Here is a 23,541-nt window from a genome sequence, read left to right on the forward strand (position 1 = left end):
ATAGCCAATCCTCTACGTTGGCGCCGCCCCTCATTGCCCTGCCGGGCATTTCTCCCCGTAAACGGGGAGAAAGAGGCAGTCGCAACGCCGGCCTCCTTCCTGCAACGCTGGCGAATGGCGAAATCGGCCATGACAGCGTCCCTCGCCCCGTCTACGGGGAGAGGATGCCGGCAGGCAGGTGAGGGGCGGCGCGACGTTGACAGGAAGAGCTGAAGCTCGATCGCCGTCCCTTAAATCCTGACCCCCGCCGGCACCGGCCCCCACTGGTTTTCGCGTCCCTGTGTCGGGATCAGCGCGAAGACCAGGATGATCAAGCTGCCGAAGGTGGGGATCAGGATGAGCAGGCAGAGCCAGCCGGTCAGGCCGAGATCGTGCAGACGGCGCACGATCATGCCGAGATTGGGCAGAAAGGTGGCCAGCAGGAAAAGGCCGAAAAGCCCGACCGTCATCGCCGGCACCTCGGCGTTGTCGAAATTGCCCATCTCGACATCGGCGAAAACGCCGACGCCCATGATCACCAGAAACGCAATCGTCCAGAACAGGCAATAGCCCCAATATTCCTTGCGCCGGGCGCGGCCGGCGAAGTTGAAGTAGTTTTGGGTCACCCCGCGCCAGAAATAACTCCAGAGATCGGTGGGCTCGGCTGGTTCGGAAGACCGGCCGAAAGGTTGCGCCTGTGATGACACGGCCGCAGGTGCGGGGTTGGCTTGAACCGGTGCGGCGCTGGTGGCGGCGTCGGCGGCCGGGCTTGCGGCGGCGATCGAGAAAACGTCACGCGCCTGGCCGCCGCCGGCCTGGAACTCGACCGCCGTTCCCTTGGGCATCGCGGTTTGCCGACGAAGGTTCTCGCGGGTGAAGGTGTAGCGATTGCCGTCGGCTCCGGAGATGAAGCCAAAGCCCTGGTCCTCGTCATAGTGGAGCACTTCGCCGCGCATCACCCACCCCCTTTTGTCGCCACGTCCCTGCCAAGGTGTGGCACAAGGCCGAGCCTGCGGGCAAGACCGTGCGAGATGGGGCCGTGCGACATGGCTACCATATTGGCGGCAAATCAAGCATAAGGCTTCACGTGCAGCCTCTTCGCCAAAGCAGACAATGACAGTCGAGCATTCTGAAGCCAGCGCCGCAACCGAGGGTATAAAACCTCCGAGACTGGCCATCGATGCCACCGGGCTGATGTTCTGGCCGCCCGGCATGGGCCTGGCGGGTATTCCGCGGGTGGAAAGTTTTCTCGTCAACGCGGCCCTGGCGGATCCCGACCCCGGCGTGGAGGTGGTGGCGTTCAGACCAGGAGAGGGCCGGTTCCGGCCGCTCGCCGCTTACGAGCAGGACCATGTCGCGGCGGGCGAGATTTCACCGCATCGTGTCAAGCGATGGCCGGGGAGACGCACGGCGCTGTCGCAGGCTTTCGAGGCGGTGCGCAAGCAGCCTTGGGACAAGTGCGAGACGGACCGCCATCTGGCCAGGACGGTGACCAACGGCCGCAAGGGGATCGCCTACCAGGCGACGCGGCTGCTGATCCGCGCCTATCGCTTGTACCATCGGGCGAGGACCCGCATACGCCCGGACGCTCCGAGTCAGGTCCCCGAGGCGGAACCCGGCCTGGTGCTGATCAGCCATCACATCCTGGCCCAGGAGGACCGGTCCGCCGTCTCGGGGGCCGCCGGCAAGCTTGCCTTCCTCTGTCACGACATCATCCCGGCCTTGCGCCCCGATCTGCTTGGCTCGGGCACCAGCGAGCGCCGCTTCGGGTCCTATCTCGAACAGTTGGTGCGCTCCGGCGCTCCGGCATTCTGCGCCTCCGACGAAGTCGGCGCGACGCTGACCGAGCACATGCGCAAGGCCGGCATTGCCGCGCCCGTGGTGTACCGCTTTCCGATGCCCTCGATCCTGCACGCAAATGCATCGCGCGCCGGCACCACCTCGCGCATCGAGGCTGGCGAGCCGTTCGTGCTCTATTGCTCGACCATCGAAGTGCGCAAGAACCACATCCTCCTGGCGCGGATCTGGCAGCAGGCACGGGAAGAGGGCGTCAAGCTGCCAAGGCTTGTCTGCGCGGGGCGCTGGGGCTGGATGATCGAGCCGCTGCGCGCCTATCTCAAGGCGCATCCCGAACTGCTCCAGTCGGTCACTTTCACCGGACTGGTCAGCGACGAGCAGCTCATCCAATATTATCGCAGCGCCAGCTTCGGCGTCTTTCCCTCGCATATAGAGGGCTGGGGCTACGGCGCCTCGGAATGTCTTGATTTCGGCGTTCCGGTCATCGTCTCGACAACGCCGTCGCTGATCGAGGCGACCGGAGGCCTGATGCCGGCGATCGATTCCAATAATCAGGCCGGCTGGTATGCCGCGATCCGAAGGATGGCGGAGGATCACGCCTGGCGCGCCTCGCTGGCGGAGCGCATCGCCCAAAACCACCGGCCGACGCCTGCGTCGGCAAGCTGGGCAGCGATCAAGGCAAGGCTGAAGGAGAGCGCGGCCCGCCGGCACACCGAAAGCCAGGCTCGCTGATCGGCCTCAGCGCGGTCTTATGAAGGGTGCTTCTTCGCCTTCTTGTGCTTCGGCGGGCCGGCATTGTCGAATTTCGGCTTGCCCGGCTTTTTTGCCCATGGCTTTGCCTCATGCGCGGCTGCCGGGCGCTGGTCGGCTGAAGCCGGTGCGCGCTTCTCGAATTTGCGCTTCGGCGCGTTCGGGTCGAATGGCGCCTTGCCGCGATGCGGCTTCTTGTCCGGGCTCGGCGGCTGGTAGCCGGCGCGCGACAGATCCGGCGTGCCCTCCAGCCGCTTCACTATGATGTTGCCCTGCAATTTGCGGTCGGGACCGATCGCGGCGAGAAAGCGGTCGGCCCAGTCCGCCGCGATCTGCACGTAGGTCTCTTCCGGCTGCATCTTGATGGCGCCGATCTCGCGCTTTGAGATGCTGCCGGTACGGCATAGCATCGGGATCAGCCAGCGCGGTTCGGCGTTCTGCCGGCGTCCGATCGACAGCGAGAACCAGACGCTGTCGCCGAAATCTTCGCGGCGGCTGGGCGCCTCGTCACGGCGCGCGAAGTTTTCGCCCGCCGGTCTTTCACGCGAAGGCGTGAACGGTGCCACGTCCATCAGATCCTCGGGCGCCGAGCGGCTGGCGCGGCACTGGCGCACGAAGGCGGCAGCCACCTGTTCGGCGCCATGCTTGGCGAGAAGCGCGTCAATGAAGCCGCGCTCGTCATCCTTCACCGGCTCGTCGAAGGCCGCGTCGGCCAGGATACGCTCGTCGTCACGCCGGATCACGTCGTCGGCGGAAGGTGGGCTAGCCCATGTCGCCTTAAGCCCGGCGTTCTGCAGCAGCCGTTCTGTGCGCTTGCGGGCGCTGTTGGGCACGATCAGAGCGCTGACGCCCTTGCGCCCGGCGCGCCCGGTGCGGCCGCTGCGGTGCAACAGCGTTTCCGGATTGGTCGGCAGGTCGGCGTGGATGACCAGTTCGAGATTGGGCAGGTCGATGCCGCGCGCCGCGACGTCGGTGGCGATGCAGACTTTTGCGCGGCCGTCGCGCATTGCCTGCAAAGCGTGGCTGCGCTCGTTCTGGCTGAGCTCGCCCGACAGTGCGACGACGGAAAAATTGCGGTTGTTGAAGCGTGCGGTCAGATGATTGACGGCGGCGCGCGTGTTGCAGAACACCAAAGCGTTCTTCGCCTCATAGAAGCGCAGCACGTTGATGATGGCGTTCTCGCGGTCGGCCTGGGCGACACTCAGCGCCCGGTATTCGATGTCGAGATGCTGCTTTTCCTCGCCGGCGGCGGAGATGCGTATGGCATCGCGCTGATAGCCCTGGGCGAGCGTGGCGATCGAGCGCGGCACGGTGGCCGAAAACATCAGCGTGCGGCGGTCGGCCGGGGCGGCGTCGAGGATGAATTCGAGGTCTTCGCGAAAGCCGAGATCGAGCATCTCGTCGGCCTCGTCCAGCACCACGGCTTTCAGCGCCGACATGTCGAGCGAGTTGCGCGTGATGTGGTCGCGCAGGCGGCCGGGCGTGCCGACGACGATATGGGCGCCGCGTTCCAGCGCCCGCCGCTCGGTGCGCATGTCCATGCCGCCGACGCAGGACGCCACCGTGGCGCCGGTCATTTCGTAGAGCCATTCCAGTTCACGCGTCACCTGCAGCGCCAGTTCGCGCGTCGGCGCCACCGCCAGCGCCAGCGGCGCCGCGGCATGAGCAAAGCGCTCCGCATCGCCCAGAAGGGTCGGCGCCAGCGCCAGGCCGAAGGCCACGGTCTTGCCGGAGCCGGTCTGGGCCGACACCAGCGCATCGGCCTGGCCGAGATCCAGCACCGCCTTCTGCACCGCCGTCAGTTCGGAATAGCCGCGTTTTTCCAGCGCTTTTGCCAGCGCCGGAACAATAGCTTCGAAGTTGGACATCTCACTCTTTCGGAATTCAGGGTTCTGCGCTCATCATGGAGCACAAGGCCGGAGCCGGCGCCGCGCCAGCCAAACAATCTTGGCCGTTCGTACTTCCTGCCGTCGCTCTTGTACAGGGCGCGCCTTGAAAGCCAGGCGATGCGTCGCCAATTGACTCTTGCCGCAAACCGCGTAAAAGCCCGCTCGAACGGGATCGTTTTTCGATGCGCGGCCTTTTGATGGCTCTTCTTGCATTCGACGCCCCCAGCCTCAATGCACATCATTGGGCCGGGCGTATCGGCGCGTCCCCTCGTTCCAGCAAAACTACGGCCAAAAAAACCACCACCAAAACGGTGTGATTCCCTTGGCCTAACCACCCTCTCCCGGGTTCGGCCCGGGGGACGAAACCCGCATCGGCCGGCGGGTTTTCTCCAAAACCAAGCGGAGAGGGACAGGAGATCTTTATGAGTTTCAAGGTTGCAGTCGTCGGCGCCACGGGCAATGTGGGCCGGGAAATGCTCAACATACTGGAAGAGCGCGGCTTTCCGGTAAGCGAAGTCGTGGCGCTCGCCTCGCGGCGCAGCCAGGGCACGGAAGTGTCGTTCGGCGACCGTACGCTGAAGGTCCGGACGCTGGATCAGTACGATTTTTCCGACACCGACATCTGCATCATGTCGGCCGGCGGCAACGTCTCCAAGGAATGGTCGCCGAAGATCGGCAAGCAGGGCTGCGTCGTCATCGATAATTCGTCGGCCTTCCGCTACGACCAGGACGTGCCGCTGATCGTACCGGAAGTGAACCCGGACGCGATCTCGCTGTTCACGCGCAAGAACATCATCGCCAATCCGAACTGCTCGACCGCGCAGCTGGTCGTGGCGCTGAAGCCGCTGCACGATTTCGCCACCATCAAGCGCGTCGTCGTCGCCACCTACCAGTCGGTGTCGGGCGCCGGCAAGGAAGGCATGGACGAGCTGTTCACGCAGACGCGGGCCGTGTTCGTCGCCGACGGCGTCGAGGTCAAGAAGTTCACCAAGCGCATCGCCTTCAACGTCATTCCGCATATCGACGTCTTCCTCGATGACGGCTCGACCAAGGAAGAGTGGAAGATGGTCGCCGAGACCAAGAAGATGCTCGATCCCAAGATCAAGCTGACGGCGACCTGCGTGCGCGTGCCGGTGTTCATCGGCCATTCGGAAGCGGTCAACATCGAGTTCGAAAAGCCGATCACCGCCGACGAGGCGCGCGATATCCTGCGCGAGGCGCCGGGCTGCCAGGTCTTGGACAAGCGCGAGGACGGCGGCTACATCACGCCGCTGGAATCGGCCGGCGAGGACGCCACCTTCATCTCGCGCATCCGCGAGGATTCGACCATCGACAACGGCCTGTCGATGTGGATCGTCTCCGACAATCTGCGCAAGGGCGCGGCGCTCAATGCGGTGCAGATCGCCGAGCTTTTGGTCGAGCGCGGCCTGATCCAGCCGAAGAAGAAGGCGGCCTGACGGCGGTTTGGTTTTCGCTCACGGGCCGTATCGCCGCTGCCGCGGCGGGCCCTCCGCGAGGGCGCCGGACGACCGGCGGCCCGCGGTCGCGGGCTCGGCCTTCGGCCGTTAGCTCCCTTCTCCCCGTCACTATACCGGGAGAAGGTCCCGGCAGGGGGATGAGGGGCGGCGCTGACCTTTGTTGAGAAACGCCTTTGAACGATCCCACCAAAGTCAGGCTACGCCCGGCCATCGGTTCTGACGCCACTGCCATCGCAAAACTCATGCGGGCAGCACTTGCTTCGTTCGACTGGATGCCGGTCATCCATACGCCGGCCGAGGACCTTGCCTTCATCAGGGATATCGTGCTGCCTCGGCAGCAGGTGACGGTCGCCGAGGCCGGCGAAGAGATTGTCGGCTTCATCGCCGTCAGCGGCGATTGGGTGGAACAGCTTTATCTCGACCCGGCATGGACGGGCCAAGGCATCGGCAGCCGGTTGCTGGTGGACGCGACCGGTGCCCTGCCGGTCGTGAGACTGCATTGCTTCCAGGCCAACACCGGCGCCCGGCGCTTCTATGAGCGCCATGGGTTCCGTGTGGAAGCGTTTGGCGACGGCACGACCAACGAGGAAGGCCTGCCTGATATCTTGTATGTCCGCAGACTCTAGTTTCAGCCTGCGCTGTCCTTGGCGAGCTGGTGCAGTAACTCCATCGCCTCCTCGGCCCGCTCCGCCGGGACGAACAGATGATCATGATAGAAAGCCGAAACCGGATTGACGCCCATGCCGGCTCTGGCCAGCCGCGTGGTGATGGCGGCGAGGAAGCCGACTGCTTCCAGCGAGGAGTGGATGTTCAGCGTGACCATCCGGCAGCGGAACGAGGCGGTCAGTCCGGCTGCCTTTGCCGCTTCATCGGTCACGATCAGCGTCAGGCCCTCGCGCTCGCGAAACACCATCACCGGGTCCAGGCCTTCCGGCTGGGCCACGCCGGGTGCCAGCGTGGCGAAGACATAAATGCCGTCGAGCAATTCCGGGGTCATCGATGCCAGCAATGTCTTCAGATCGGTCTCACCGGTCATTTGTGCTCTCATGTCTGATGTCGGAAAGGGGCGCAGTCAGCAGGCTTTCAATATCCGTGACTGACGGAAACCGAAAGTCTGCACGTTGCGCGCGACATGGCGATGTCGCTGGCGGCTGGGCTTGCTGGCCTGTCGTGTCGCACACTAGAAAAGCTGAGGGCCGTCGCTGGCACCTGAGAGGCTCCCGATGATCGTTCGCCCGCGCCCGACATTCCTGCAACTGTTCTTCGTCATGCGCGGCTCGGTCGTGCCACGCATTCTGCCGCAGATCCTGGGCTTCGCGCTGTATTCGGCGGTCATCCTTCTCGTGGCGCGCCAGTTCCATCTCGACTTCAGCGTCTTCAACATCACGCCGTTCGGGCTGGTCGGCGTGACCCTGTCGATCTACCTCTCCTTCCGCAACAACGCCGCCTATGATCGCTGGTGGGAGGCGCGCAAGCTGTGGGGCGCGCTGGTCTTCGAGATCCGCAATCTGGCGCGGGCCACGACCAGCCTGATCGCCGACCCGGCCGAGCAGCGCGCCTTGCTGATGGAGGCGCTTGCGTTCTGTCACTTCCTGCGCGGGCAATTGCGCAAGACCGACAGTGTGAAAGACGCCCGCGCCTTCATCGATGCCGAGGCGGACACGGCGGCAAACTTCGCCAATCCGGCCGACGAGATGGTCCGGCGTATGGGCCTTCGCGCCAACGCCCAGCGCCGGGCCGGCGAGGTCGATTCGATCGGCTTTCGCATCCTCGATGAGAGGCTGGCATCGATCACTGCCATTCAGGCAGGCTGCGAGCGGATCGCCGGCACACCCTTGCCGTTTGCCTATACGCTGCTGGTGCATCGCACGGCCTACATAGTCTGCCTGCTGCTTCCGATCGGCCTGATCTCGACCACCGGCTGGGCGACGCCATTGTTCACCGCGCTGATCGCCTACACCTTCTTCGGCCTCGACGCGCTTTCGGAAGAGCTCGAGGACCCGTTTGGCACCGAAGCGAACGATCTGGCGCTCGACGGTCTCTGCCGTGTCTGCGAAATCTCCGTATTCGAGGCGCTGGGCGAAACGCCGCCGAAGATGATTGCGGCCGAACGGTTTTATTTCTCCTAGAATCCGGTCTGGCTTGACTGCAGGCCAAGAACGAATCGAAAAACCCAGCCCCCTGTAGGATTGCTGCCTCATGCCGCGTCCTTGGTTCGACCCCGCCGAAAAGGGATCGAACCATCAGGAGAGGGAACACCCATGAGCATTTCTCAAACCGCGCCCGTCTCATCGGCCGCCTTGTGGACCGGCCGCGTGCTGAGCGGCGTCATCATTCTGTTCATGATCTTCGACGGCGCCATCAAGCTGCCGCCGCTCGATGTCGTCACCCAGACGATGGTGCCGCTCGGCTGGCCGGCCGACGCCAATGTCGCGCGCATGCTCGGCGTCATCGGCCTGATCGCGACCGCGCTCTACGCATGGCCGCGCACCTCGGTGCTCGGCGCCATCCTGCTTACCGCCTATATGGGCGGCGCCATCGCCACCAATGCGCGGATCGGCAATCCGCTTTTTTCGCACACGCTGTTCGGCGTCTATCTCGGCATCATGCTGTGGGGCGGCCTCTACCTGCGCGACCCCAGGGTGCGCGCACTGATCCCGTTCAGCCGATAGTCTCGTTGTTTTCGTGGAATTGCCTCAGGATGAATTTCGACACGCTGATCGGCCGGGATTTCGAGGTCGGCCTCGCCAATCTGAAGCGCAACACCGAGGCGTGATCCGAATGGACACCGCTCGCCCGAAGTCACCTGAGCGAGCGGCGTCGCGATCTTCATCCTCTGCGGGATCAAATTAGCCGTCTGCGAGTTAAGCACTCGGCGGAGCGATGGCGATCCCCCTGTGAGAGGAACGAAAATGAAGAAAATCTTGACCATTCTGCTGCTGACGACGGCGCTTGGTGCTTGTTCGCAGACGGAAAAAGGCGCTGCCGTGGGCGGCCTTGGCGGCGCAGCGATTGGCGCGGCTGTGGCCGGAGATCCGGTGCAGGGCGCGATTGTCGGCGGCGCTGTCGGTGCAGTGGCCGGGGCGCTCATCGGCCATGCCAGCGAAAGCGGCCAATGCCGGTACCGCGACCGCCATGGGCGGGTCTATGTTGACCGCTGCCCTGACGGCTATTGAGCGGCGCTCAGGACTGAATAGCAAAACGGCGGGCAACAGGCCCGCCGTTTTCGTGTGATGGATAAACTATAGCAGCTGTCGGATATATCCCCAGGCCTCGCTTCCGAGGCGCGCATCGGCATGATCATTGCCGCCATGGGCGTGCGATCCCGACCGTGGCGTGGTTTCACCCGGCAAGAGAATGCGGTGGCCGGCGTCAAGTGCCGAAACGAGGCGGGTGACCCTTCCGGCATGTTTTCGACGCCGGACGATCGACTGGGCAAAATCGAGGGATGGCCACAGCGCATCGTTGCCACCCGCGACCAGCACCATCTCCGCCGCGGTAACCTCGACGGGAATGGCGGCCCTGTCCGCTTCCTGCTTTAAGCTTGTCAGGCAGTGCTGGAAAAGCCCTCTGTAGGACACGAGGCCATCGACATGGCTTGCTTTCCAATTCGGGTCGGTCGGAACGAAGGGGAGCGGGACCCCCTTCAGCGTCCATGACGACCGTTCGGGCCAGCTCATGCCGTCGCGGCCCGGCCCGATGTTTCCCCAAACCACCGATGTCGGGCTGATTGCGACCACGGCGTCGATACGCGGGTCATGAGCCGCCGTGAGCAGGGATGCCTCGGCGCCTTTGGAGGTGCCGACATAGACGATGCGCCGGCATCCCAGTCCGACAAGACAGTCTGTTGCGGCGAAAAACGTCTCGAGAGGGATTTCGCAGATGCCGGGAACCTGGCCTTCGCCGCCAAACCATAGGAGCGCGAGCGCGGCCGCCCCTTCCCCGGCGAACAGCCGGGCGCGGGTGACGTCGACACGGCCGCTCGATCCGCTCAACACCACGACGCCGGTCGTGGCGCCAGGGCATCGCAACAGCGTTCCGGCAACGACACCGGACAGGATTTCTTCCGTGATTGCCCGTTCGCCCATCCACTCCAGCCTGATGCCGCCATGGGCATTGCCGGACAATAGCAAAATGGCGGGCACAGGCCCGCCATTTTGTCGATGCGATGATCCACTCTTTATTCGGCGGTGGCGGCTTCCGCCTCGGCCGGGGCTGCGGCAGCGGCCGCAACGGCGGCGGCAGCGTCTTCCTGCGCCTTCTTCAGCAGCGAGGCGCGTTCCTGGGCCTTCTTGCCCGGCTCGGCCTTCTTCGGGTTGGAGCGGGCGTCGCGCTTGGCAATGCCGGCCTCGTCGAGGAAGCGCAGCACGCGGTCGGTCGGCTGGGCGCCGTGCGACAGCCAATGCTTGACGCGGTCGGCGTCGACCTTGACGCGCTCGCCGTCCTTGGGCAGCAGCGGGTTCCACGAGCCGAGCGACTCGATGAACCGGCCGTCGCGCGGCGAACGGGCGTCGGCAACGACGACGTGGTAGTAAGGACGCTTCTTTGAGCCCGCACGGGCCAGTCTGATCTTCAGTGCCATTTCTTTTCTCCTAAAAGCTCTGATTTCGTTGGATTGGATTTCAGCTGGGATTCAGCCGGTTTTCGTCACGCCGTTGGCAGCGGCGATCTGTTCGTGGTGGCGGATCACTTCGCGGACGACGAAGTTGAGGAATTTCTCCGCGAAATCGGGATCGAGATGCGCGTCCTTGGCCAGCTGGCGAAGACGGGCGATCTGCTGCTGCTCGCGCGCCGGGTCGGCCGGCGGCAAGCCATGCTCGGCCTTCAGCACGCCAACCGCCTTGGTGCAGCGGAAGCGCTCGGCCAGCATGTGGATGAGGGCGGCATCGATGTTGTCGATCGAGGCGCGGTAGCCGGCCAGGATGGTGCGGGCGTCCGCCATGTCCTTTTCTTCGTTCATGGTGTCCTCACTTCTTCTTGCCAAGGCCCGGCAGTCCGCCACCACCGAGACCGGGAAGCCCCGGAAGTTTCATGCCGCCAGGCAGGCCGGGCAGGCCACCGCCGCCGGGGGCCGGCAGGCCCTTCATGCCGCCAAGGCCGGCGGCTTGCGCCTGCTTCTGCAAGGCTTCGAGCTGCTTGGGATCCATCTTGGAGAGGTCAGGCATGCCGCCGCCCATCATACCCCCTGGGCCACCCATGCCGCCGGGCATCATGCCGCCGAGACCCATCTTCGAGGCAAGGCCGCCCATCATGCCGCGCATGAGGCCGCCGCCTTTGCCCTTGCCGCCCATCGCCTTCATCATGTCGGCCATGCCGCGATGCATCTTGAGCAGCTTGTTGATCTCGGCCGCGTCGGTGCCGGAGCCGGCGGCAATGCGCTTCTTGCGCGAATGTTTCAACACGTCCGGGTTGGCGCGCTCGGCCTTGGTCATCGACGAGATGATGGCGAGCTGACGGCCGAACATCTTGTCGTCGAGACCGGCGGCGGCCATCTGGTCCTTCATCTTGCCCATGCCGGGCATCATGCCCATGATGCCGCCCATGCCGCCCATCTTCGACATCTGCTGAAGCTGCTGGGCGAGGTCGTTCAGGTCGAACTTGCCCGACTGCATCTTCTTGGCCATCGCCGCCGCCTGCTCGGCGTCGATGTTCTCCGCGGCCTTCTCGACCAGCGAAACAATGTCGCCCATGCCGAGGATGCGATCGGCGATGCGCTTGGGGTGGAATTCCTCCAGCCCGTCCATCTTTTCGCCGGTACCGATCAGCTTGATCGGCTTGCCGGTGACGGCGCGCATCGAAAGGGCCGCGCCGCCACGGCCGTCGCCGTCCATGCGGGTCAGCACCAGGCCGGTGATGCCGACGCGCTCGTCAAAACTTTTCGCCAGATTGACGGCGTCCTGGCCGGTCAGCGAATCCGCGACCAGCAGGATTTCGTGCGGGCTCGACACCTTCTTGATGTCGGCCATCTCGACCATCAGCGGCTCGTCGATATGGGTGCGGCCGGCGGTGTCGAGGATGACGACGTCATGGCCACCGAGCTTGGCGGCCTGCACGGCGCGCTTGGCGATATCGACCGGGTTCTGGCCTGTAATGATCGGCAGCGTCGCGACCTTGACCTGCTCGCCGAGCTGGCGCAGCTGCTCTTGCGCGGCAGGACGCCGCGTGTCGAGCGACGCCATCAGGACCTTCTTGTTCTGACGCTCGCTCAGCCGCTTGGCGATCTTGGCCGAAGTGGTCGTCTTGCCGGAGCCCTGCAGGCCGACCATCATGATGACGACAGGCGCCGGTGCATTGAGGTCGATGGCGACGCCCTCGGCGCCCAGCATATCGACCAACTCGTCATGGACGATCTTGACGACCATCTGGCCGGGCTTGATCGACTTCAGCACCGCGGCGCCGACGGCCTTGTCGCGCACCTTGTCGGTGAAGGAGCGCACCACTTCGAGCGCCACGTCGGCCTCGAGCAGCGCACGGCGCACCTCGCGCAGCGCCGCCGAGACATCAGCCTCCGACAGCGCGCCGCGACCGGTCAGGCCGTTCAGGATGGAGCCAAGGCGCTCCTGCAGCGATTCAAACATCTATCGTCCTTCGATCTCGGTTCGGGGTTCGATCCGAGAAGTAATGCGTTCGCGCCAAGTGTCCAAGCAAAAGCCCGTGCAAGCGCAAAGCCAAAAAGCACCCGGGGGCGCTCAGCGCTGCCGGGTGTTGGCCTCCAGGATCGATTTACAGCACTTGGCCTCAAAGAGGCTTCGGCGTCCTGGTCGGCTTGCTCGGAGGGATACTCGTCGCGGAATTCGAGGCGTGTAGACAGGAAATCGGCCGCGGAGTCAAGACAAGGGCCATTTTGGCGGTGTCTCAGTTCGGAATTCCACGCGATTGGACATGGCGCCACAGCGAGATGATATGGGGCTCCATCTCCAGCCTGCGTGCAGTCGTCAAGATGCTTGCCCAAGTATCTTGCGGGTCGCGGCCAGATGCAATCATGCCCGGCGCATTATGAAACGCGTCGGCAAGGCTACGGGCGTCGTCCAGTTTATCGGTCGCACGGATTTCGATGAGAACGCGATGCAATATTCTCAGGATGGCATCATTGGTTATGGGATGATCAATCAATTGAAGTAGCTTTCCTTTGGCGATTGTACATTGGACGAACCGGCGACAAATCAGGGACGGGCTGATATCAGTCGGTGCTCGATGGGCTTGGGGTTGTCATGACGTTGGCAATTAGGATATTTGGAATGCTCTATGCATTGGTGGGCATCGGAGGCCTGCTGGCTACAGCGTACGCCTCTACCGTGGTGCATGAGCCCAAGGGGTTCATCTCGCTAGCTGGCAGCGCTATGAACCTGATGGCGTGGGGCGCTCTTCTCTATTGCGCGGGTTTGGCAATCGAGAAACTCGAGGCAATCCGCGCACTTCTTAGCATAACTCGCTCCGCTCAGCCCATAGAAGGTGAAGATCTGCCCTTCGCCGCCCAGCCGTAGGCGAGACGGCGATGCGCTGATATGGTGCGCGTCATGGATCATGCCGAGTCCTTCACTCGATCTAGCTGATGGCCTCGGGAATCGGAATCGCTATTCGTCAGGTTTCAAGGCGCGGACAGACGCCGCACAGCACCCAGGCGCAGCCCGGGTGCCGCAGGATCGACTGTCCCCATTGTCGCCAGCGGCCGCCTTGTCGACCGCTGGTCTCCGTCAACGCACCACGTACATGATGCGCCGCGTCTGCGGATCGATCAGCGCCGGCTGACCGTTCACATAGACATAGCGGTAGTTGTAGTCGGGAATTTCGCGCAGCTCGACAGTGTCGGGCAGGGTCGCGCCCGTCACCACCTCGCCGTCGAGATAGACCGGGTCGAGGCGATGCGTGTCGACATAGGTGCGGATTTCGGCCGGAGGCGGCGGAAAGTCACCCTCGGCCGGCTCGCCGGCGACGATCGCGCCGGTATAGTCGGTCGAGTAATTGCCGATGTCTTCCGGCGGCAAGACGACGGCAACGGCGGAGCCGTGCGGACGCTGCGTCAGCACCACCCGGCTGCCGCTGAAATCGGCGGTCACATAGTCGGAATAGACCCAGCCCTGGCCGCCGGCTTCGGCGATGGTGCACCATTTGCTGTTTTCGATGCAGCCATTGAGCGTCGCCGACTGCCCGGCAGCGAGCACGCCGATGACCGGATATTGTGGCCCGGGGCCGGCGCGCACGTTGAGATCGGTGACGGCCGAGACGGCGGTGTCGGCAAAGGCGGCGCCCGACATCACGGTCATCATCCCTGCGATTGCGGGAAACAAGACGGATTTCATGGGTTTCTCTCCGTTTTCATGGTCCCTCGGGTTTGAAAACGGGGCAGCGGCGCATGCGTTCCGGCTAAAATGCCGGCGCCACCTCACGATTTGTTCCCGCCTCGTTCGGCAGAGCGGTCAAAAGGTCGTGAACGAAGGCCAGTTTTCGCGCCGTCATGTCCGAAATGACGAAGGGATAGAGGTCGGGCAGGCCCATGCAGCGGTTGATCGAGTTGGAGGCTTCCGACAGCACCAGCCAGCGGGCAAGGATTTTTTCGAAGGGCTCGGGCGTGTTGGCAGGTTCCGAAGGGGCTGCCTGCAGTTCGCCGCCGGTGTCGCCTTGCGGCAAATCATTGGCCTCCACCGTCTCCAGCCGGCCGAGCGGGAAGTTCAGCGCATGGACCATCTCCAGCGTGTCGGTGATGTGCAGATGGTGGGCCCAGGTTTCGGCCCAGTCCTCCCAGGGATGCGAGGTGGCATAGGCCGAGATATGGTTTTGCTGCCAGTCGGGTGGCGCGCCGTTGGTGTAATAGGCCTTCAGCGCCTGTTCGTAATCGGTGCGATCGTCGCCGAACAGAGCGCGAAAGGCGTCCAGCCTTTGCGGATCGTCACGGATCAGCCGATCCCAGTAATAATGGCCGAGCTCATGGCGGAAATGGCCGAGCAGCGTCCGATAATTCTCACCCATCTGGACGCGCCGCTTTTCGCGCTCGGCTGAATCGGCCTCGGCGACGTTGAGCGTGATCAGGCCATTGTCATGGCCGGTCAGGATGCGTTCGCCGCCGGGGCCGCCGCCGATCGGATCGGCGAGGAAGTCGAAGGCGAGGCCGACCTCGTCCGTCGGGCTCTGCTTGGGCGCTACCGGCAGGCCGAAGGCGAGCAGCGAATAGATGGCGCGCTTCTTCGCCGCCTCGACGCGGATCCAGCGGCGGCGGTTGCCGTCGACGGAAAGATCGGGGATCAGCTGGTTCAGCACACAAGCGCGGCAAAAACCCTGCCCCGGTTCGGCCATCCAGTTGCAGGCGCATTCATCGGCATTGGTGCACTGAAAGATGCCGTCCGCGCCCGACAAGGCAAAGCGGGCATGTTCGGGATCGTAGAGCACGAGGCTGGAGCAGTTCAGGCACTGCGCGTTCTCGAAGTAGAGACGGTGGCCGCAATGCGGGCAGTCGAAGAGTTTCATGTCGGTCTCAATTCGCCAGAAGAGGCACAGCGTGCATGCGGCCCGTGGCCAAACGCGAGCCGCCGGCCAGCGTTCCGCATTGCATCGAGACTATTTCGCCGCAAGCCGGGCGGCGACCTGTCTGGCCACCGCTTCGCCCGACAGGCGCGCACCGCCGCAGGTATGGATCAGCGGGCCGGCGACGTATTCGCCGGCGCCGACGACATCAACGTCTTCCATGGCTATTTCGACCCCGCCACAATAATCACTTGATCGTAGGCAAATTCCCCGGCATTCGCCAGCATTGTGCCGCAGACCGTGACAAGTGCGCGTTTCGCTGGCAAATTCGCAGATGGGACGTGAATCAGGCAACCAGGAGAACAACATGGCATTTCTTGCCAAGGGTAGGATTTTTGCGGCCGCGGTGGTGGCGGTGCTTGGGCTGGCGACGGGGGCACAGGCGGCGGCCAGTTGTGGCAGCACCGGTGCCGGCTTCGATGCTTGGAAGCCGGGGTTCGCCGCAGAAGCCAAGTCCGAAGGTGTCGGCGCCAGGGGTCTGGCCGCGCTGGCTGGCGCCACTTACGCGACAAAGACGATCTCGGTCGACCGCGGCATCCACAAGGCTTTCAGTGGCTCGGTGGAAGCCTTCATGAAGCGCCGTGGCGGGGCGGCGATCATTTCCAAGGGCCGTTCGCTGAAGAAGTCGAACGCGGCGCTGTTCAGCCAGATCGAAAGCAACTACGGCGTGTCGCCGGGTGTGTTGCTGGCCATCTGGGGCATGGAGACCGGCTTCGGTTCGTCGATGGGCAACCAGAATACGGTTTCCGCCATTTTGACGCTTGCCTATGATTGCCGTCGCCCGGCGTTCTTCCACCCGCATGCCATTGCGGCCCTGAAGCTGGTTGATCGCGGGGCTTTGAGCGCCTCGTCAGTCGGCGCTGCGCATGGCGAGATCGGCCATACGCAGTTCCTGCCCGGGAATGTCCTGAAGTATGGCGTCGGTAGCGGAAACCTGCGCGACAAGGCCACTGCGTTGGCTTCCACCGCCAACTTCCTCAAGGCCCATGGCTGGCGGCGGGGTGCCAGCGCTGCGGCCAATATCGGCGCAATTGCCGGCTGGAATGACGCAAACGTCTACCAGCAGGCCATCGTGCAGATCGCCACCGCGATCGATGGCGACTGATTGAAGCTTAGAGCAGTTCGCAATTCCGGACGGACCGCTTCACACTTTTCCTGGAATTGCTCTATTCGACAGAAAGAGCCCGGCCATGCGCCGGGCTTTTTTTGTTGATGGAAGCACCACGGACATCGGCGATTGGCGGCAGCCTTCCCAACGTCGTCATCCTAGGGCGAAGCAGGAGCGCAGCTCCGTCGCGGAGACCCTGGGATCCATGCCGGGACGTCAATCGAAGAGTGCAGCGGAAGCAGAAATTCTGCACCGTAGCGGCGCTCAGGAGTCGCGGCATGGATCCTCGGGTCTGCGCCGCGTCGCTACGCTCCTTGCTCCGCCCGTGGATGACGAAGCGATTGATGTTCCGGCTAATCGCCAACGTCGAGCGCGTAGGAACAGCCGGCCAGCGTCTTGCCGGGGTGGGTGCCTACGGTCGAGACATTGAGCGTGATGCGCGTGGCAAGACTGACGCTGCCGGTGTCCTCGGTGCTTTCGGCCACGATCTTCTCGCCCAGGAATTTGTCCGGCGTCGAGACCGTCGCCGGGACGTCGAGCTGCCGGGCGAGGTCGGGCGCGGCGATGCCGTCAAGCACGGCCATCGGCCCTGTCGCGGTAAAGACGATTGTTCCCGTCTCGCGCCCGAAGACGTGGACAGGGGCGGGCAGGTGATATTGCGCGAGGAAGAGATTGCCTGATGCAACCTCTTTCCAGCCCAGCGTCTCCGCCGCACCGGGTCCGCCGGCCAGCCACAGGGCAAAGCCATTATAGGCCGGCACGTCGGTCCTGCATTCTATCAATGCGGCAAGGTCGAGGGAGGCGGGATCTAAATCCTCGGCCACGGCCGTCACCGGACTCGTTAGAACAACCAGCGTCGTCAGCGATCCGCCGAGATTGCGCAGCAAGGCTGGGCACAGAAGACCGACTCCCACCGGTGGTTCCGATGCGGCGACGGTCATTTGCCCTTTATGATCCTCCAAACGTCGGTGGATTGGTTGGTCTGCAGCCTGTTTATGTCGGAGAGGGTCAGCCGCCCGCTAAGCATGGCATCGACTAGGCGTCGACAGAAGACGGTCGGCATGCTTGCCGCCGAAACGCCCATGAAAGCGGTGGCTTCGTGTTTGGCCGTGATGTTCCAAGTCGCGACATTGGCCATGCATCGGCCAAATGCCGCTTTGGGGTGTTGCTTCACAGCCTCCTGGCTGCTCTGGCAGCCAGCCAATGCGACGATCATCGCAGACACCGTCAAAAATCGGACCTTCATGATCAATCGCCCCAGAACCCGTTGCGATGAGGCTAGATAAGACCCTGCAAAGATCAAGCAAGAAAGCGCTGATATAGTGGGCTCTTCAATCAAAAACCCGGCATTGGCCGGGTTTTTATTGTTGAACAATCAGCCCTTGCGGTTGCGCGCGGCAAGCGTGCGCAGCCTCAGTGCGTTGAGGCGGATGAAGCCGGCGGCGTCCTTCTGGTCGTAGGCGCCGCGGTCGTCCTCGAAGGTGACCAGCGCGTCGGAATAGAGCGTCTTCTTCGACTTGCGGCCGGTGACGATGACATTGCCCTTGTAGAGCTTCAGCCGCACCGTGCCTTCGACGTCTTCCTGGCTCTTGTCGATCATCGCCTGCAGCATCAGGCGCTCGGGCGAGAACCAGAAGCCGTTGTAGATGAGTTCGGCGTAGCGCGGCATGAACTCGTCCTTGAGGTGGCCTGCACCCCGGTCGAGCGTGATCGATTCGATGGCGCGGTGGGCGACGATGAGGATGGCGCCGCCGGGCGTCTCATAGACGCCGCGCGATTTCATGCCGACGAAGCGGTTCTCGACCAGGTCGAGGCGGCCGATGCCATTGTCGCGGCCGAGATCGTTGAGCGCGGCCAGCATGGTCGCCGGCGACAGCTTCTTGCCGTTGAGCGCGATCGGGTCGCCCTTCAGGAATTCGATCTCGATCTCGGTGACCTTGTCGGGTGCATCCATCGGCGAAACAGTGCGCTGGTGGACGAATTCCGGCGGCTCGCTCCACGGATCTTCGAGAACCTTGCCCTCGGAAGACGAGTGCAGCAGGTTGGCGTCGACCGAGAACGGCGCCTCGCCCCGCTTGTCCTTGGCCACCGGAATCTGGTGCTGCTCGGCGAAGTTGATCAGGTCCGTGCGCGACTTGAACGACCAGTCGCGCCACGGCGCGATGACCTTGATGTCGGGGTTCAGCGCATAGGCCGAAAGCTCGAAACGCACCTGGTCGTTGCCCTTGCCGGTGGCGCCGTGCGCGATCGCATCGGCGCCGGTCTCCTTGGCGATCTCGACGAGGTGCTTGGAAATCAGCGGCCGCGCGATCGAGGTTCCGAGCAAATAGGTGCCTTCATAGACGGTGTTGGCGCGGAACATCGGGAAGACGAAGTCGGAGACGAATTCCTCGCGCACGTCGACGACGCGGATGTCCTTGATGCCCATCATCTCGGCTTTCTGGCGCGCCGGCTCCAGCTCGCCACCCTGACCGAGATCGGCGGTGAAGGTGACGACCTCGGCGCCGAGTTCGGTCTGCAGCCATTTCAGGATGATGGATGTGTCGAGACCGCCGGAATAGGCAAGCACGACTTTCTTGACGTCTTTGGTCTTGGACATTTCTGCTCCGTCGATGGCGGACGCCTAGGCAAGGGCGTCACGGATTGTCGGAGCGCCTTTTAGCAGGAACGGCAAAGCGAGCAAGCGCGCGCGGCCCCAGACTGCTGATCCAGCGTGCGACGGCGGGATCATGCTCTTTGTTGGAGCATGATCTCTTCCGAAAACCGGTTGCCACTTTTCGCTGGCGCGGTCCTTCGGTTCGGGATCATGTCCTGGGGAAACAACCGGCTGCAATCATGGGCTGCATTTATGCCCAGGATTTAAGCAAGTTTTCATGTCCTGCCGCTAAATCAGCGAGACAGAGCTGTGGCGGCCACGCAAGTGCCGGAGCAGCTTTTGTCCGCTCAATGCGGCTGTCCTCGGGCTTGGACCATTCCTGATGCGCGTTATATCATGCATCGTCACGGAGCATAATCTGTGGCTCGTCCTGCTGGCGGCGCTGATGTGCGTCACCGGCTGCTGGGTGACGATCGGTCTCCTGGACCGCGCCAGGAAAACCGTTGGCGTGCAGATGCGGGGATGGCTGTTCCTGACCGCGGTCGCCGCTGGATCCTCGATCTGGTGCACGCATTTCATCGCCATGCTGGCCTATCAGCCCGGCGCGCCGATCACCTTCGATCCGGTGCTGACCATGATATCCTTGGTCATCGCCATGGTTGGAACCGGGGCGGGCTTCGGCCTTGCCCTGGACAAAGGCCGCGGCCTGGCGCCGGAATGGGGCGGATGCCTCGTCGGGCTGGCGATCTCGGCCATGCATTATATCGGCATGATGGCCTATCACGTGGCCGGCATCGTCGAGTGGGACGCCTTCTATGTCGTCGCTTCGGTGCTGATCGCGATGGCATTCTCAGCCGCGGCGATCGGCCAGGCGGCGCGCCGGCCGTATCGCTGGTCGCACTATCTCGGCATCGGACTGCTCGTGCTGGCGATCGTCGGCCTGCATTTCACGGCGATGGCGGCGGTGGCAGTGACGCCACTCTCCTTCATCACCACCGGCACCAATCCCGATATCCTCGAAGCGATGGCCGTCGCGGTTGCCGTCGTCGGCCTGATCGTCGCGGCCACCGGCTTTGCCAGCTATCTGATCGACGAACGCGGCCGGCTCGAGAGCTTCGAGCGGCTGCAGCATCTGGCGTTGAACGACTCGCTCACCGGCCTTGCCAACCGGGTCTCCTTCAACGACCGCCTCGACCATGAGATCGAGCAGGCGCACGAGGATAAGGACACGAAGACCGCCGTCATCGTCATCGATCTCGACCGTTTCAAGGAAATCAACGACCTCAGGGGACACGCGGCCGGCGACCAGGCGCTCAAGATCATTGCCCGCAGGCTGGCGAAGCAGGCCGGCGACGGCGAATTCGTCGCCCGGCTCGGCGGCGACGAATTTGCCGCCATCAAGCGCTTCAAGGACCAGAACGAGTTGCTTGGCCTGGTGTCGCGGCTGGAAAAATCATTGTTCCAGCCGTTGCGGATCGACGATTTCGAGACCGTCACCGGCGCCAGCATCGGCGTCGCCGTCTATCCGCGCGACGGCGCCGACCGGGAGAGGCTGGTCAGCAACGCGGACCTGGCCATGTACCGGGCCAAGAATGACGTGACGCGGGCCGTCTGCTTCTACGAATCGGCCATGGACGAGACGGCGCGGGCGCGCCGCGCGCTGGCCACCGACCTTCGCCTGTCGATCGAGCGCGGCGAGCTCTCGCTGCACTATCAGGTGCAGACCTCGGTTGCGACCGGTGCCACCTGCGGCTACGAGGCGTTGCTGCGCTGGACCCATCCCGTGCACGGCATGGTTCCGCCGGCCGAATTCATTTCGATCGCCGAGGAGAATGGCTCCATTCTGCCGATCGGCGAGTGGGTGTTGCGCACCGCGTGCCGCCAGGCGGCCTCGTGGGACAATGGCCACAAGATCGCGGTCAATCTGTCGCCGGTGCAGTTCGCTCATGCCGATCTCGCCAAGCTCGTCCATCAGATCCTGATCGAGACCGGCCTGTCGCCGAAGCGTCTCGAGCTCGAGCTCACCGAATCGACGATCGTCGCCGACAAGGTGCGCACGCTGCATGTGCTGCGCCAGATCAAGGCGCTGGGCGTGACGATCGCGATCGACGATTTCGGCACCGGCTATTCGTCGCTCGACACGCTGCGCTCGTTCCCGTTCGACAAGATCAAGCTCGACCGCTCCTTCATGGCCGATGTCGAGCGCAGCCCGCAGGCCAAGGCGATCATCCGCGCCGTGCTGACACTGGGGCGCAGCCTCGACATTCCCGTGCTCGCCGAAGGCGTCGAGACCCACGTCCAGCTCACCATCCTGCAGGTCGAAGGCTGCAACGAGGCGCAAGGCTATTTTCTGGGCCGCCCCAAGCCGATCGATCAGATTTTGTTGACCGGAGCAGAACTCCAGGTGCTGGCCGAACTCGACCAGTCGGCGGCTTAGAAACCGCGCTGCCGGGCGCCAGCCCCGCATCTCGCTCGGGCGCGAAACATCTTGTATAGGCTCCGGGTCTCTCCGGGGTCTTCCATGTCCTTCATTCCCGACACCACCACACTGATCCAGTTCGCCATCGCCACGGTCATCCTGGCGATAACGCCTGGTCCCGACATGACCTTGTTCGTCTCGCGCACGCTGAGCCAGGGGCGTGCGACCGGCTTTGCTTCGATGGCGGGCGCGCTGTGCGGCACGCTGATCCACACCACGCTGGTGGTGGTCGGCGTCTCGGCGCTGATCGTCGCCTCGCCGATGGCCTTCTTCGTGCTGAAGATTTTTGGCGCCGGCTATCTCGTCTTCCTGGCCTGGCAGGCGATCGCCAAGGGCTCGGCCTTTTCGCCGGAAAAGAAGACGGGTCCGCAGATCTCGCTGTTGCGCAGCTGGGCGGCGGGACTTGGCGTCAATTTGCTCAACCCCAAGATCATCCTGTTCTTCATGACCTTCCTGCCGCAGTTCGTTTCCGCGCATGATCCGAACGCGCCCGGAAAGCTGTTCTTCCTCGGCGCCATGTTCATCGTGCTGTCGATCCCGGTGACGGCACCGATGGTGCTGGCGGCGGAAAAGTTCTCGGCGGCGATGAAGGCCAGCCCGCGCGTCACGCGGGTGGTCGACTATCTCTTCGCCGGGGTGTTCTCGGCCTTCGCGCTCAAGATCCTGACGGCCCAGGCGAAATAGAAGCGTTGTCGTCTTTCCACCAGCTTCCGGCCCAGCGGCCGGCGCTCAGCCAGTAGAAGATGCCGCCGACCATGCCGGCGCCGATCACCGCCATGATGGCGCTGGTGTCGGTGACCGCGAAGGTGGACTCTTGGGCGTGGTCGACCAGGCCGAGGAATACGGCCGCCACCACCGCACCCGCCAGCGCATAGTACAGCCAGTCGCGCCGGCCGAGGATTTCGGCAACCAGGATGACGACCACCGCCGGCATGAAGGCGAAATAGGCGACGAACAGGGCGACGAAGGGAATCGAGAAATACAGCGAAGCCGTCGCCGTCGGGTGCGCGTGGTCAGGCGTGTAGCCGAGCGAGGCCAGGAACAGGATGTTGAGGAAGGCGCTCGCCGCCAGCGAGGCGACGGCATAGCCGAACAGGATCATGGCAAAGCGCACGAGGTAGGAGACGAAGCGGGCCATCACGGCTCTCGCTTTATAAGACGGCCTGACCTGCGCCCAGCTAGGAGCCAGTAGACCGAACCGGCGGCGGTGCCGGCCGTGGCCAGAAAGCCGAGAAAGCCCGGATTGAAAACAAAGCCTCCGGCCGAGCCCGGGACAAGAACGCCAAAGGCGATGGAGGTGATCGCGCCCGTGACCGCGAAATAGAACCATCCCCGCAGCGACAGCCATTCGGCGACCAGGATCGCGGGGCCGACGATCAGCAGCGCGCAGACCGCCACGGTCAACACGGCGAGCGGGAAGGAGCCCAGCCAGTCGAAGGTGAAAACCAGGGACCAATTGCCATACTCGATCCCTTCCAGAAGGGTGATCAGCAGCACAGGCACCAGGATTGAGGTCAGCACGCCGGCGATATAGCTGACGGCTATGATGGCGAAGCGCTTGAGCCCGGCGACGAGACGACTCATGCGGGTTGTCTGGACATTTTCTGGAACTGGTTTTCGGCCAGCCGATAGACAATTCCTCCCAGGCTTCCCGCAATGATCAGGACCACCAGCACGTCAACGCCGGGGGGCCTCTCGACCCGTGGGTGGAAGGCGCTCATGACGGCAAAGATGAAAACCCCAACAAATGCTCCCCCGAAGAGGAACATAGTCCAGCGTCTGGCTTGAAGAAGTCGGGACGCGATAGCCAAAGGGATGGCCAGCGGCGCACCGTAGATACCCGCAACCATCGTTCCAATCGGCAAAAGCCACAAACTATCCAGACTGCCGGAGAGGAACATCGGAGTGTGCCGCCACATCAGCCCATCAGCCAGGAAAAAAACCAG

General features: G+C 63.7%; 27 protein-coding genes. 10 read left to right on the forward strand and 17 right to left on the reverse strand.

The genetic code is table 11. From position 1 onward, the window contains the following. Positions 1 to 230 precede the first annotated feature (230 nt). On the reverse strand, positions 231 to 935 hold the full coding sequence (locus tag AC56QX_RS06480; RefSeq protein ID WP_497114540.1) for a DUF805 domain-containing protein: 705 nt from the start codon (positions 933 to 935) through the stop codon (positions 231 to 233). Positions 936 to 1,092: 157 nt separating this feature from the next. On the opposite strand from AC56QX_RS06480, the gene AC56QX_RS06485 reads away from it, so the two are divergent. Then, complete coding sequence (locus AC56QX_RS06485) at positions 1,093 to 2,508, forward strand: glycosyltransferase (protein ID WP_497114543.1); 1,416 nt, start codon at positions 1,093 to 1,095, stop codon at positions 2,506 to 2,508. 17 nt (positions 2,509 to 2,525) lie between these two features. Here AC56QX_RS06485 and AC56QX_RS06490 read toward each other — a convergent pair whose 3' ends face one another. Next, a complete protein-coding gene (locus tag AC56QX_RS06490; RefSeq protein ID WP_497114546.1) occupies positions 2,526 to 4,394 on the reverse strand; it encodes a DEAD/DEAH box helicase in 1,869 nt (622 codons plus the stop codon). Positions 4,395 to 4,837: 443 nt separating this feature from the next. Between AC56QX_RS06490 and AC56QX_RS06495 the strand changes: the two genes are divergently transcribed. After that, complete coding sequence (locus AC56QX_RS06495) at positions 4,838 to 5,872, forward strand: aspartate-semialdehyde dehydrogenase (protein ID WP_027059343.1); 1,035 nt, start codon at positions 4,838 to 4,840, stop codon at positions 5,870 to 5,872. A gap of 194 nt (positions 5,873 to 6,066) precedes the next feature. Continuing rightward, complete coding sequence (locus AC56QX_RS06500; RefSeq protein WP_497114548.1) at positions 6,067 to 6,519, forward strand: GNAT family N-acetyltransferase; 453 nt, start codon at positions 6,067 to 6,069, stop codon at positions 6,517 to 6,519. Between the two features lie 2 nt (positions 6,520 to 6,521). Here the strand turns inward: AC56QX_RS06500 and AC56QX_RS06505 are convergent, their stop codons facing one another. Beyond that, on the reverse strand, positions 6,522 to 6,929 hold the full coding sequence (locus AC56QX_RS06505) for an ACT domain-containing protein (protein ID WP_497114551.1): 408 nt from the start codon (positions 6,927 to 6,929) through the stop codon (positions 6,522 to 6,524). 187 nt (positions 6,930 to 7,116) lie between these two features. Here AC56QX_RS06505 and AC56QX_RS06510 point away from each other — a divergent pair, with 187 nt between their 5' ends. From AC56QX_RS06510 to AC56QX_RS06520, 3 genes are all read left to right on the forward strand, one after another. Continuing rightward, complete coding sequence (locus AC56QX_RS06510) at positions 7,117 to 8,022, forward strand: bestrophin family protein (protein ID WP_497114554.1); 906 nt, start codon at positions 7,117 to 7,119, stop codon at positions 8,020 to 8,022. A gap of 132 nt (positions 8,023 to 8,154) precedes the next feature. Continuing rightward, positions 8,155 to 8,565 (forward strand): DoxX family protein, encoded by a 411-nt coding sequence (locus tag AC56QX_RS06515; RefSeq protein ID WP_497114556.1) that lies wholly within the window; start codon positions 8,155 to 8,157, stop codon positions 8,563 to 8,565. Positions 8,566 to 8,805: 240 nt separating this feature from the next. Next, positions 8,806 to 9,069 (forward strand): YMGG-like glycine zipper-containing protein, encoded by a 264-nt coding sequence (locus AC56QX_RS06520; RefSeq protein ID WP_172222063.1) that lies wholly within the window; start codon positions 8,806 to 8,808, stop codon positions 9,067 to 9,069. Between the two features lie 66 nt (positions 9,070 to 9,135). Here AC56QX_RS06520 and AC56QX_RS06525 read toward each other — a convergent pair whose 3' ends face one another. The 5 genes from AC56QX_RS06525 to AC56QX_RS06545 form a co-directional block, all read right to left on the reverse strand. Continuing rightward, positions 9,136 to 9,981 carry an acyl-CoA thioester hydrolase/BAAT C-terminal domain-containing protein gene (locus AC56QX_RS06525; RefSeq protein ID WP_497117694.1) on the reverse strand — a complete coding sequence of 282 codons (846 nt, stop codon included), beginning with the start codon at positions 9,979 to 9,981 and terminating at the stop codon, positions 9,136 to 9,138. Between the two features lie 92 nt (positions 9,982 to 10,073). Beyond that, on the reverse strand, positions 10,074 to 10,475 hold the full coding sequence (gene rpsP / locus AC56QX_RS06530) for a 30S ribosomal protein S16 (RefSeq protein ID WP_497114559.1): 402 nt from the start codon (positions 10,473 to 10,475) through the stop codon (positions 10,074 to 10,076). 51 nt (positions 10,476 to 10,526) lie between these two features. Beyond that, on the reverse strand, positions 10,527 to 10,853 hold the full coding sequence (locus tag AC56QX_RS06535; protein WP_019862096.1) for a chorismate mutase: 327 nt from the start codon (positions 10,851 to 10,853) through the stop codon (positions 10,527 to 10,529). A 7-nt stretch (positions 10,854 to 10,860) separates the two neighbouring features. After that, the gene (gene ffh, locus AC56QX_RS06540; RefSeq protein ID WP_497114562.1) at positions 10,861 to 12,471 is read right to left on the reverse strand and encodes a signal recognition particle protein; all 1,611 of its coding nucleotides are present in this window, start codon (positions 12,469 to 12,471) and stop codon (positions 10,861 to 10,863) included. 277 nt (positions 12,472 to 12,748) lie between these two features. After that, on the reverse strand, positions 12,749 to 13,006 hold the full coding sequence (locus AC56QX_RS06545) for a hypothetical protein (protein ID WP_497114564.1): 258 nt from the start codon (positions 13,004 to 13,006) through the stop codon (positions 12,749 to 12,751). A gap of 125 nt (positions 13,007 to 13,131) precedes the next feature. On the opposite strand from AC56QX_RS06545, the gene AC56QX_RS06550 reads away from it, so the two are divergent. Then, the gene (locus tag AC56QX_RS06550) at positions 13,132 to 13,377 is read left to right on the forward strand and encodes a hypothetical protein (protein ID WP_497114567.1); all 246 of its coding nucleotides are present in this window, start codon (positions 13,132 to 13,134) and stop codon (positions 13,375 to 13,377) included. A 210-nt stretch (positions 13,378 to 13,587) separates the two neighbouring features. Here the strand turns inward: AC56QX_RS06550 and AC56QX_RS06555 are convergent, their stop codons facing one another. From AC56QX_RS06555 to AC56QX_RS06565, 3 genes are all read right to left on the reverse strand, one after another. Next, the gene (locus AC56QX_RS06555) at positions 13,588 to 14,193 is read right to left on the reverse strand and encodes a DUF1236 domain-containing protein (protein WP_497114569.1); all 606 of its coding nucleotides are present in this window, start codon (positions 14,191 to 14,193) and stop codon (positions 13,588 to 13,590) included. 64 nt (positions 14,194 to 14,257) lie between these two features. Further along, entirely contained in the window at positions 14,258 to 15,355 is a 1,098-nt protein-coding gene (locus AC56QX_RS06560) for a zinc-binding metallopeptidase family protein (protein WP_497114571.1), read from the reverse strand. Between the two features lie 90 nt (positions 15,356 to 15,445). Next, positions 15,446 to 15,574, reverse strand: coding sequence for a hypothetical protein (locus tag AC56QX_RS06565; RefSeq protein WP_497114572.1), 129 nt, complete (start codon positions 15,572 to 15,574; stop codon positions 15,446 to 15,448). 145 nt (positions 15,575 to 15,719) lie between these two features. On the opposite strand from AC56QX_RS06565, the gene AC56QX_RS06570 reads away from it, so the two are divergent. After that, entirely contained in the window at positions 15,720 to 16,517 is a 798-nt protein-coding gene (locus AC56QX_RS06570; protein ID WP_475455681.1) for a lytic murein transglycosylase, read from the forward strand. A 356-nt stretch (positions 16,518 to 16,873) separates the two neighbouring features. Here the strand turns inward: AC56QX_RS06570 and AC56QX_RS06575 are convergent, their stop codons facing one another. Genes AC56QX_RS06575 through AC56QX_RS06585 form a run of 3 tightly spaced genes read right to left on the reverse strand, consistent with a single transcriptional unit; the run spans position 16,874 to position 19,119 of the window. After that, positions 16,874 to 17,461, reverse strand: a complete 588-nt coding sequence (locus tag AC56QX_RS06575; protein ID WP_497114574.1) for a hypothetical protein — start codon at positions 17,459 to 17,461, stop codon at positions 16,874 to 16,876. Beyond that, entirely contained in the window at positions 17,458 to 17,895 is a 438-nt protein-coding gene (locus AC56QX_RS06580; protein ID WP_497114576.1) for a hypothetical protein, read from the reverse strand. Before AC56QX_RS06580 ends, AC56QX_RS06575 begins: the two co-directional genes overlap by 4 nt. Beyond that, the gene (locus AC56QX_RS06585; RefSeq protein WP_497114578.1) at positions 17,896 to 19,119 is read right to left on the reverse strand and encodes an argininosuccinate synthase; all 1,224 of its coding nucleotides are present in this window, start codon (positions 19,117 to 19,119) and stop codon (positions 17,896 to 17,898) included. Between the two features lie 379 nt (positions 19,120 to 19,498). Here AC56QX_RS06585 and AC56QX_RS06590 point away from each other — a divergent pair, with 379 nt between their 5' ends. Next, the gene (locus AC56QX_RS06590) at positions 19,499 to 21,553 is read left to right on the forward strand and encodes a putative bifunctional diguanylate cyclase/phosphodiesterase (protein ID WP_497114581.1); all 2,055 of its coding nucleotides are present in this window, start codon (positions 19,499 to 19,501) and stop codon (positions 21,551 to 21,553) included. Positions 21,554 to 21,637: 84 nt separating this feature from the next. Continuing rightward, a complete protein-coding gene (locus tag AC56QX_RS06595) occupies positions 21,638 to 22,279 on the forward strand; it encodes a LysE family translocator (protein WP_497114584.1) in 642 nt (213 codons plus the stop codon). Here AC56QX_RS06595 and AC56QX_RS06600 read toward each other — a convergent pair. From AC56QX_RS06600 to AC56QX_RS06610, 3 genes are read right to left on the reverse strand one after another with little or no spacing between them, the layout of a single operon-like run. Then, positions 22,251 to 22,733 (reverse strand): hypothetical protein, encoded by a 483-nt coding sequence (locus tag AC56QX_RS06600; protein WP_497114586.1) that lies wholly within the window; start codon positions 22,731 to 22,733, stop codon positions 22,251 to 22,253. The two genes, AC56QX_RS06595 and AC56QX_RS06600, sit on opposite strands and share 29 nt — an antisense overlap. Next, entirely contained in the window at positions 22,733 to 23,179 is a 447-nt protein-coding gene (locus tag AC56QX_RS06605) for a hypothetical protein (protein ID WP_497114589.1), read from the reverse strand. Before AC56QX_RS06605 ends, AC56QX_RS06600 begins: the two co-directional genes overlap by 1 nt. Beyond that, positions 23,176 to 23,496, reverse strand: a complete 321-nt coding sequence (locus tag AC56QX_RS06610) for a hypothetical protein (protein ID WP_497114591.1) — start codon at positions 23,494 to 23,496, stop codon at positions 23,176 to 23,178. Before AC56QX_RS06610 ends, AC56QX_RS06605 begins: the two co-directional genes overlap by 4 nt. Between the last annotated feature and the right edge of the window lie 45 nt (positions 23,497 to 23,541).

The sequence above is a fragment of the Mesorhizobium sp. RCAM 06353 genome (assembly GCF_059683585.1).

Bases quoted from the DNA above. Each gene is read 5' to 3' on its own strand.
- AC56QX_RS06480 (WP_497114540.1), bottom strand. From the start codon at position 935: ATGCGCGGCGAAGTGCTCCACTATGACGAGGACCAGGGCTTTGGCTTC.
- AC56QX_RS06485 (WP_497114543.1), top strand. From the start codon at position 1,093: ATGACAGTCGAGCATTCTGAAGCCAGCGCCGCAACCGAGGGTATAAAA.
- AC56QX_RS06490 (WP_497114546.1), bottom strand. From the start codon at position 4,394: ATGTCCAACTTCGAAGCTATTGTTCCGGCGCTGGCAAAAGCGCTGGAA.
- AC56QX_RS06495 (WP_027059343.1), top strand. From the start codon at position 4,838: ATGAGTTTCAAGGTTGCAGTCGTCGGCGCCACGGGCAATGTGGGCCGG.
- AC56QX_RS06505 (WP_497114551.1), bottom strand. From the start codon at position 6,929: ATGACCGGTGAGACCGATCTGAAGACATTGCTGGCATCGATGACCCCG.
- AC56QX_RS06510 (WP_497114554.1), top strand. From the start codon at position 7,117: ATGATCGTTCGCCCGCGCCCGACATTCCTGCAACTGTTCTTCGTCATG.
- AC56QX_RS06515 (WP_497114556.1), top strand. From the start codon at position 8,155: ATGAGCATTTCTCAAACCGCGCCCGTCTCATCGGCCGCCTTGTGGACC.
- AC56QX_RS06520 (WP_172222063.1), top strand. From the start codon at position 8,806: ATGAAGAAAATCTTGACCATTCTGCTGCTGACGACGGCGCTTGGTGCT.
- AC56QX_RS06525 (WP_497117694.1), bottom strand. From the start codon at position 9,981: ATGGGCGAACGGGCAATCACGGAAGAAATCCTGTCCGGTGTCGTTGCC.
- rpsP (WP_497114559.1), bottom strand. From the start codon at position 10,475: ATGGCACTGAAGATCAGACTGGCCCGTGCGGGCTCAAAGAAGCGTCCT.
- AC56QX_RS06535 (WP_019862096.1), bottom strand. From the start codon at position 10,853: ATGAACGAAGAAAAGGACATGGCGGACGCCCGCACCATCCTGGCCGGC.
- ffh (WP_497114562.1), bottom strand. From the start codon at position 12,471: ATGTTTGAATCGCTGCAGGAGCGCCTTGGCTCCATCCTGAACGGCCTG.
- AC56QX_RS06550 (WP_497114567.1), top strand. From the start codon at position 13,132: ATGCTCTATGCATTGGTGGGCATCGGAGGCCTGCTGGCTACAGCGTAC.
- AC56QX_RS06555 (WP_497114569.1), bottom strand. From the start codon at position 14,193: ATGAAATCCGTCTTGTTTCCCGCAATCGCAGGGATGATGACCGTGATG.
- AC56QX_RS06560 (WP_497114571.1), bottom strand. From the start codon at position 15,355: ATGAAACTCTTCGACTGCCCGCATTGCGGCCACCGTCTCTACTTCGAG.
- AC56QX_RS06565 (WP_497114572.1), bottom strand. From the start codon at position 15,574: ATGGAAGACGTTGATGTCGTCGGCGCCGGCGAATACGTCGCCGGCCCG.
- AC56QX_RS06570 (WP_475455681.1), top strand. From the start codon at position 15,720: ATGGCATTTCTTGCCAAGGGTAGGATTTTTGCGGCCGCGGTGGTGGCG.
- AC56QX_RS06575 (WP_497114574.1), bottom strand. From the start codon at position 17,461: ATGACCGTCGCCGCATCGGAACCACCGGTGGGAGTCGGTCTTCTGTGC.
- AC56QX_RS06585 (WP_497114578.1), bottom strand. From the start codon at position 19,119: ATGTCCAAGACCAAAGACGTCAAGAAAGTCGTGCTTGCCTATTCCGGC.
- AC56QX_RS06590 (WP_497114581.1), top strand. From the start codon at position 19,499: ATGCGCGTTATATCATGCATCGTCACGGAGCATAATCTGTGGCTCGTC.
- AC56QX_RS06595 (WP_497114584.1), top strand. From the start codon at position 21,638: ATGTCCTTCATTCCCGACACCACCACACTGATCCAGTTCGCCATCGCC.
- AC56QX_RS06600 (WP_497114586.1), bottom strand. From the start codon at position 22,733: ATGGCCCGCTTCGTCTCCTACCTCGTGCGCTTTGCCATGATCCTGTTC.
- AC56QX_RS06605 (WP_497114589.1), bottom strand. From the start codon at position 23,179: ATGAGTCGTCTCGTCGCCGGGCTCAAGCGCTTCGCCATCATAGCCGTC.
- AC56QX_RS06610 (WP_497114591.1), bottom strand. From the start codon at position 23,496: ATGTTCCTCTCCGGCAGTCTGGATAGTTTGTGGCTTTTGCCGATTGGA.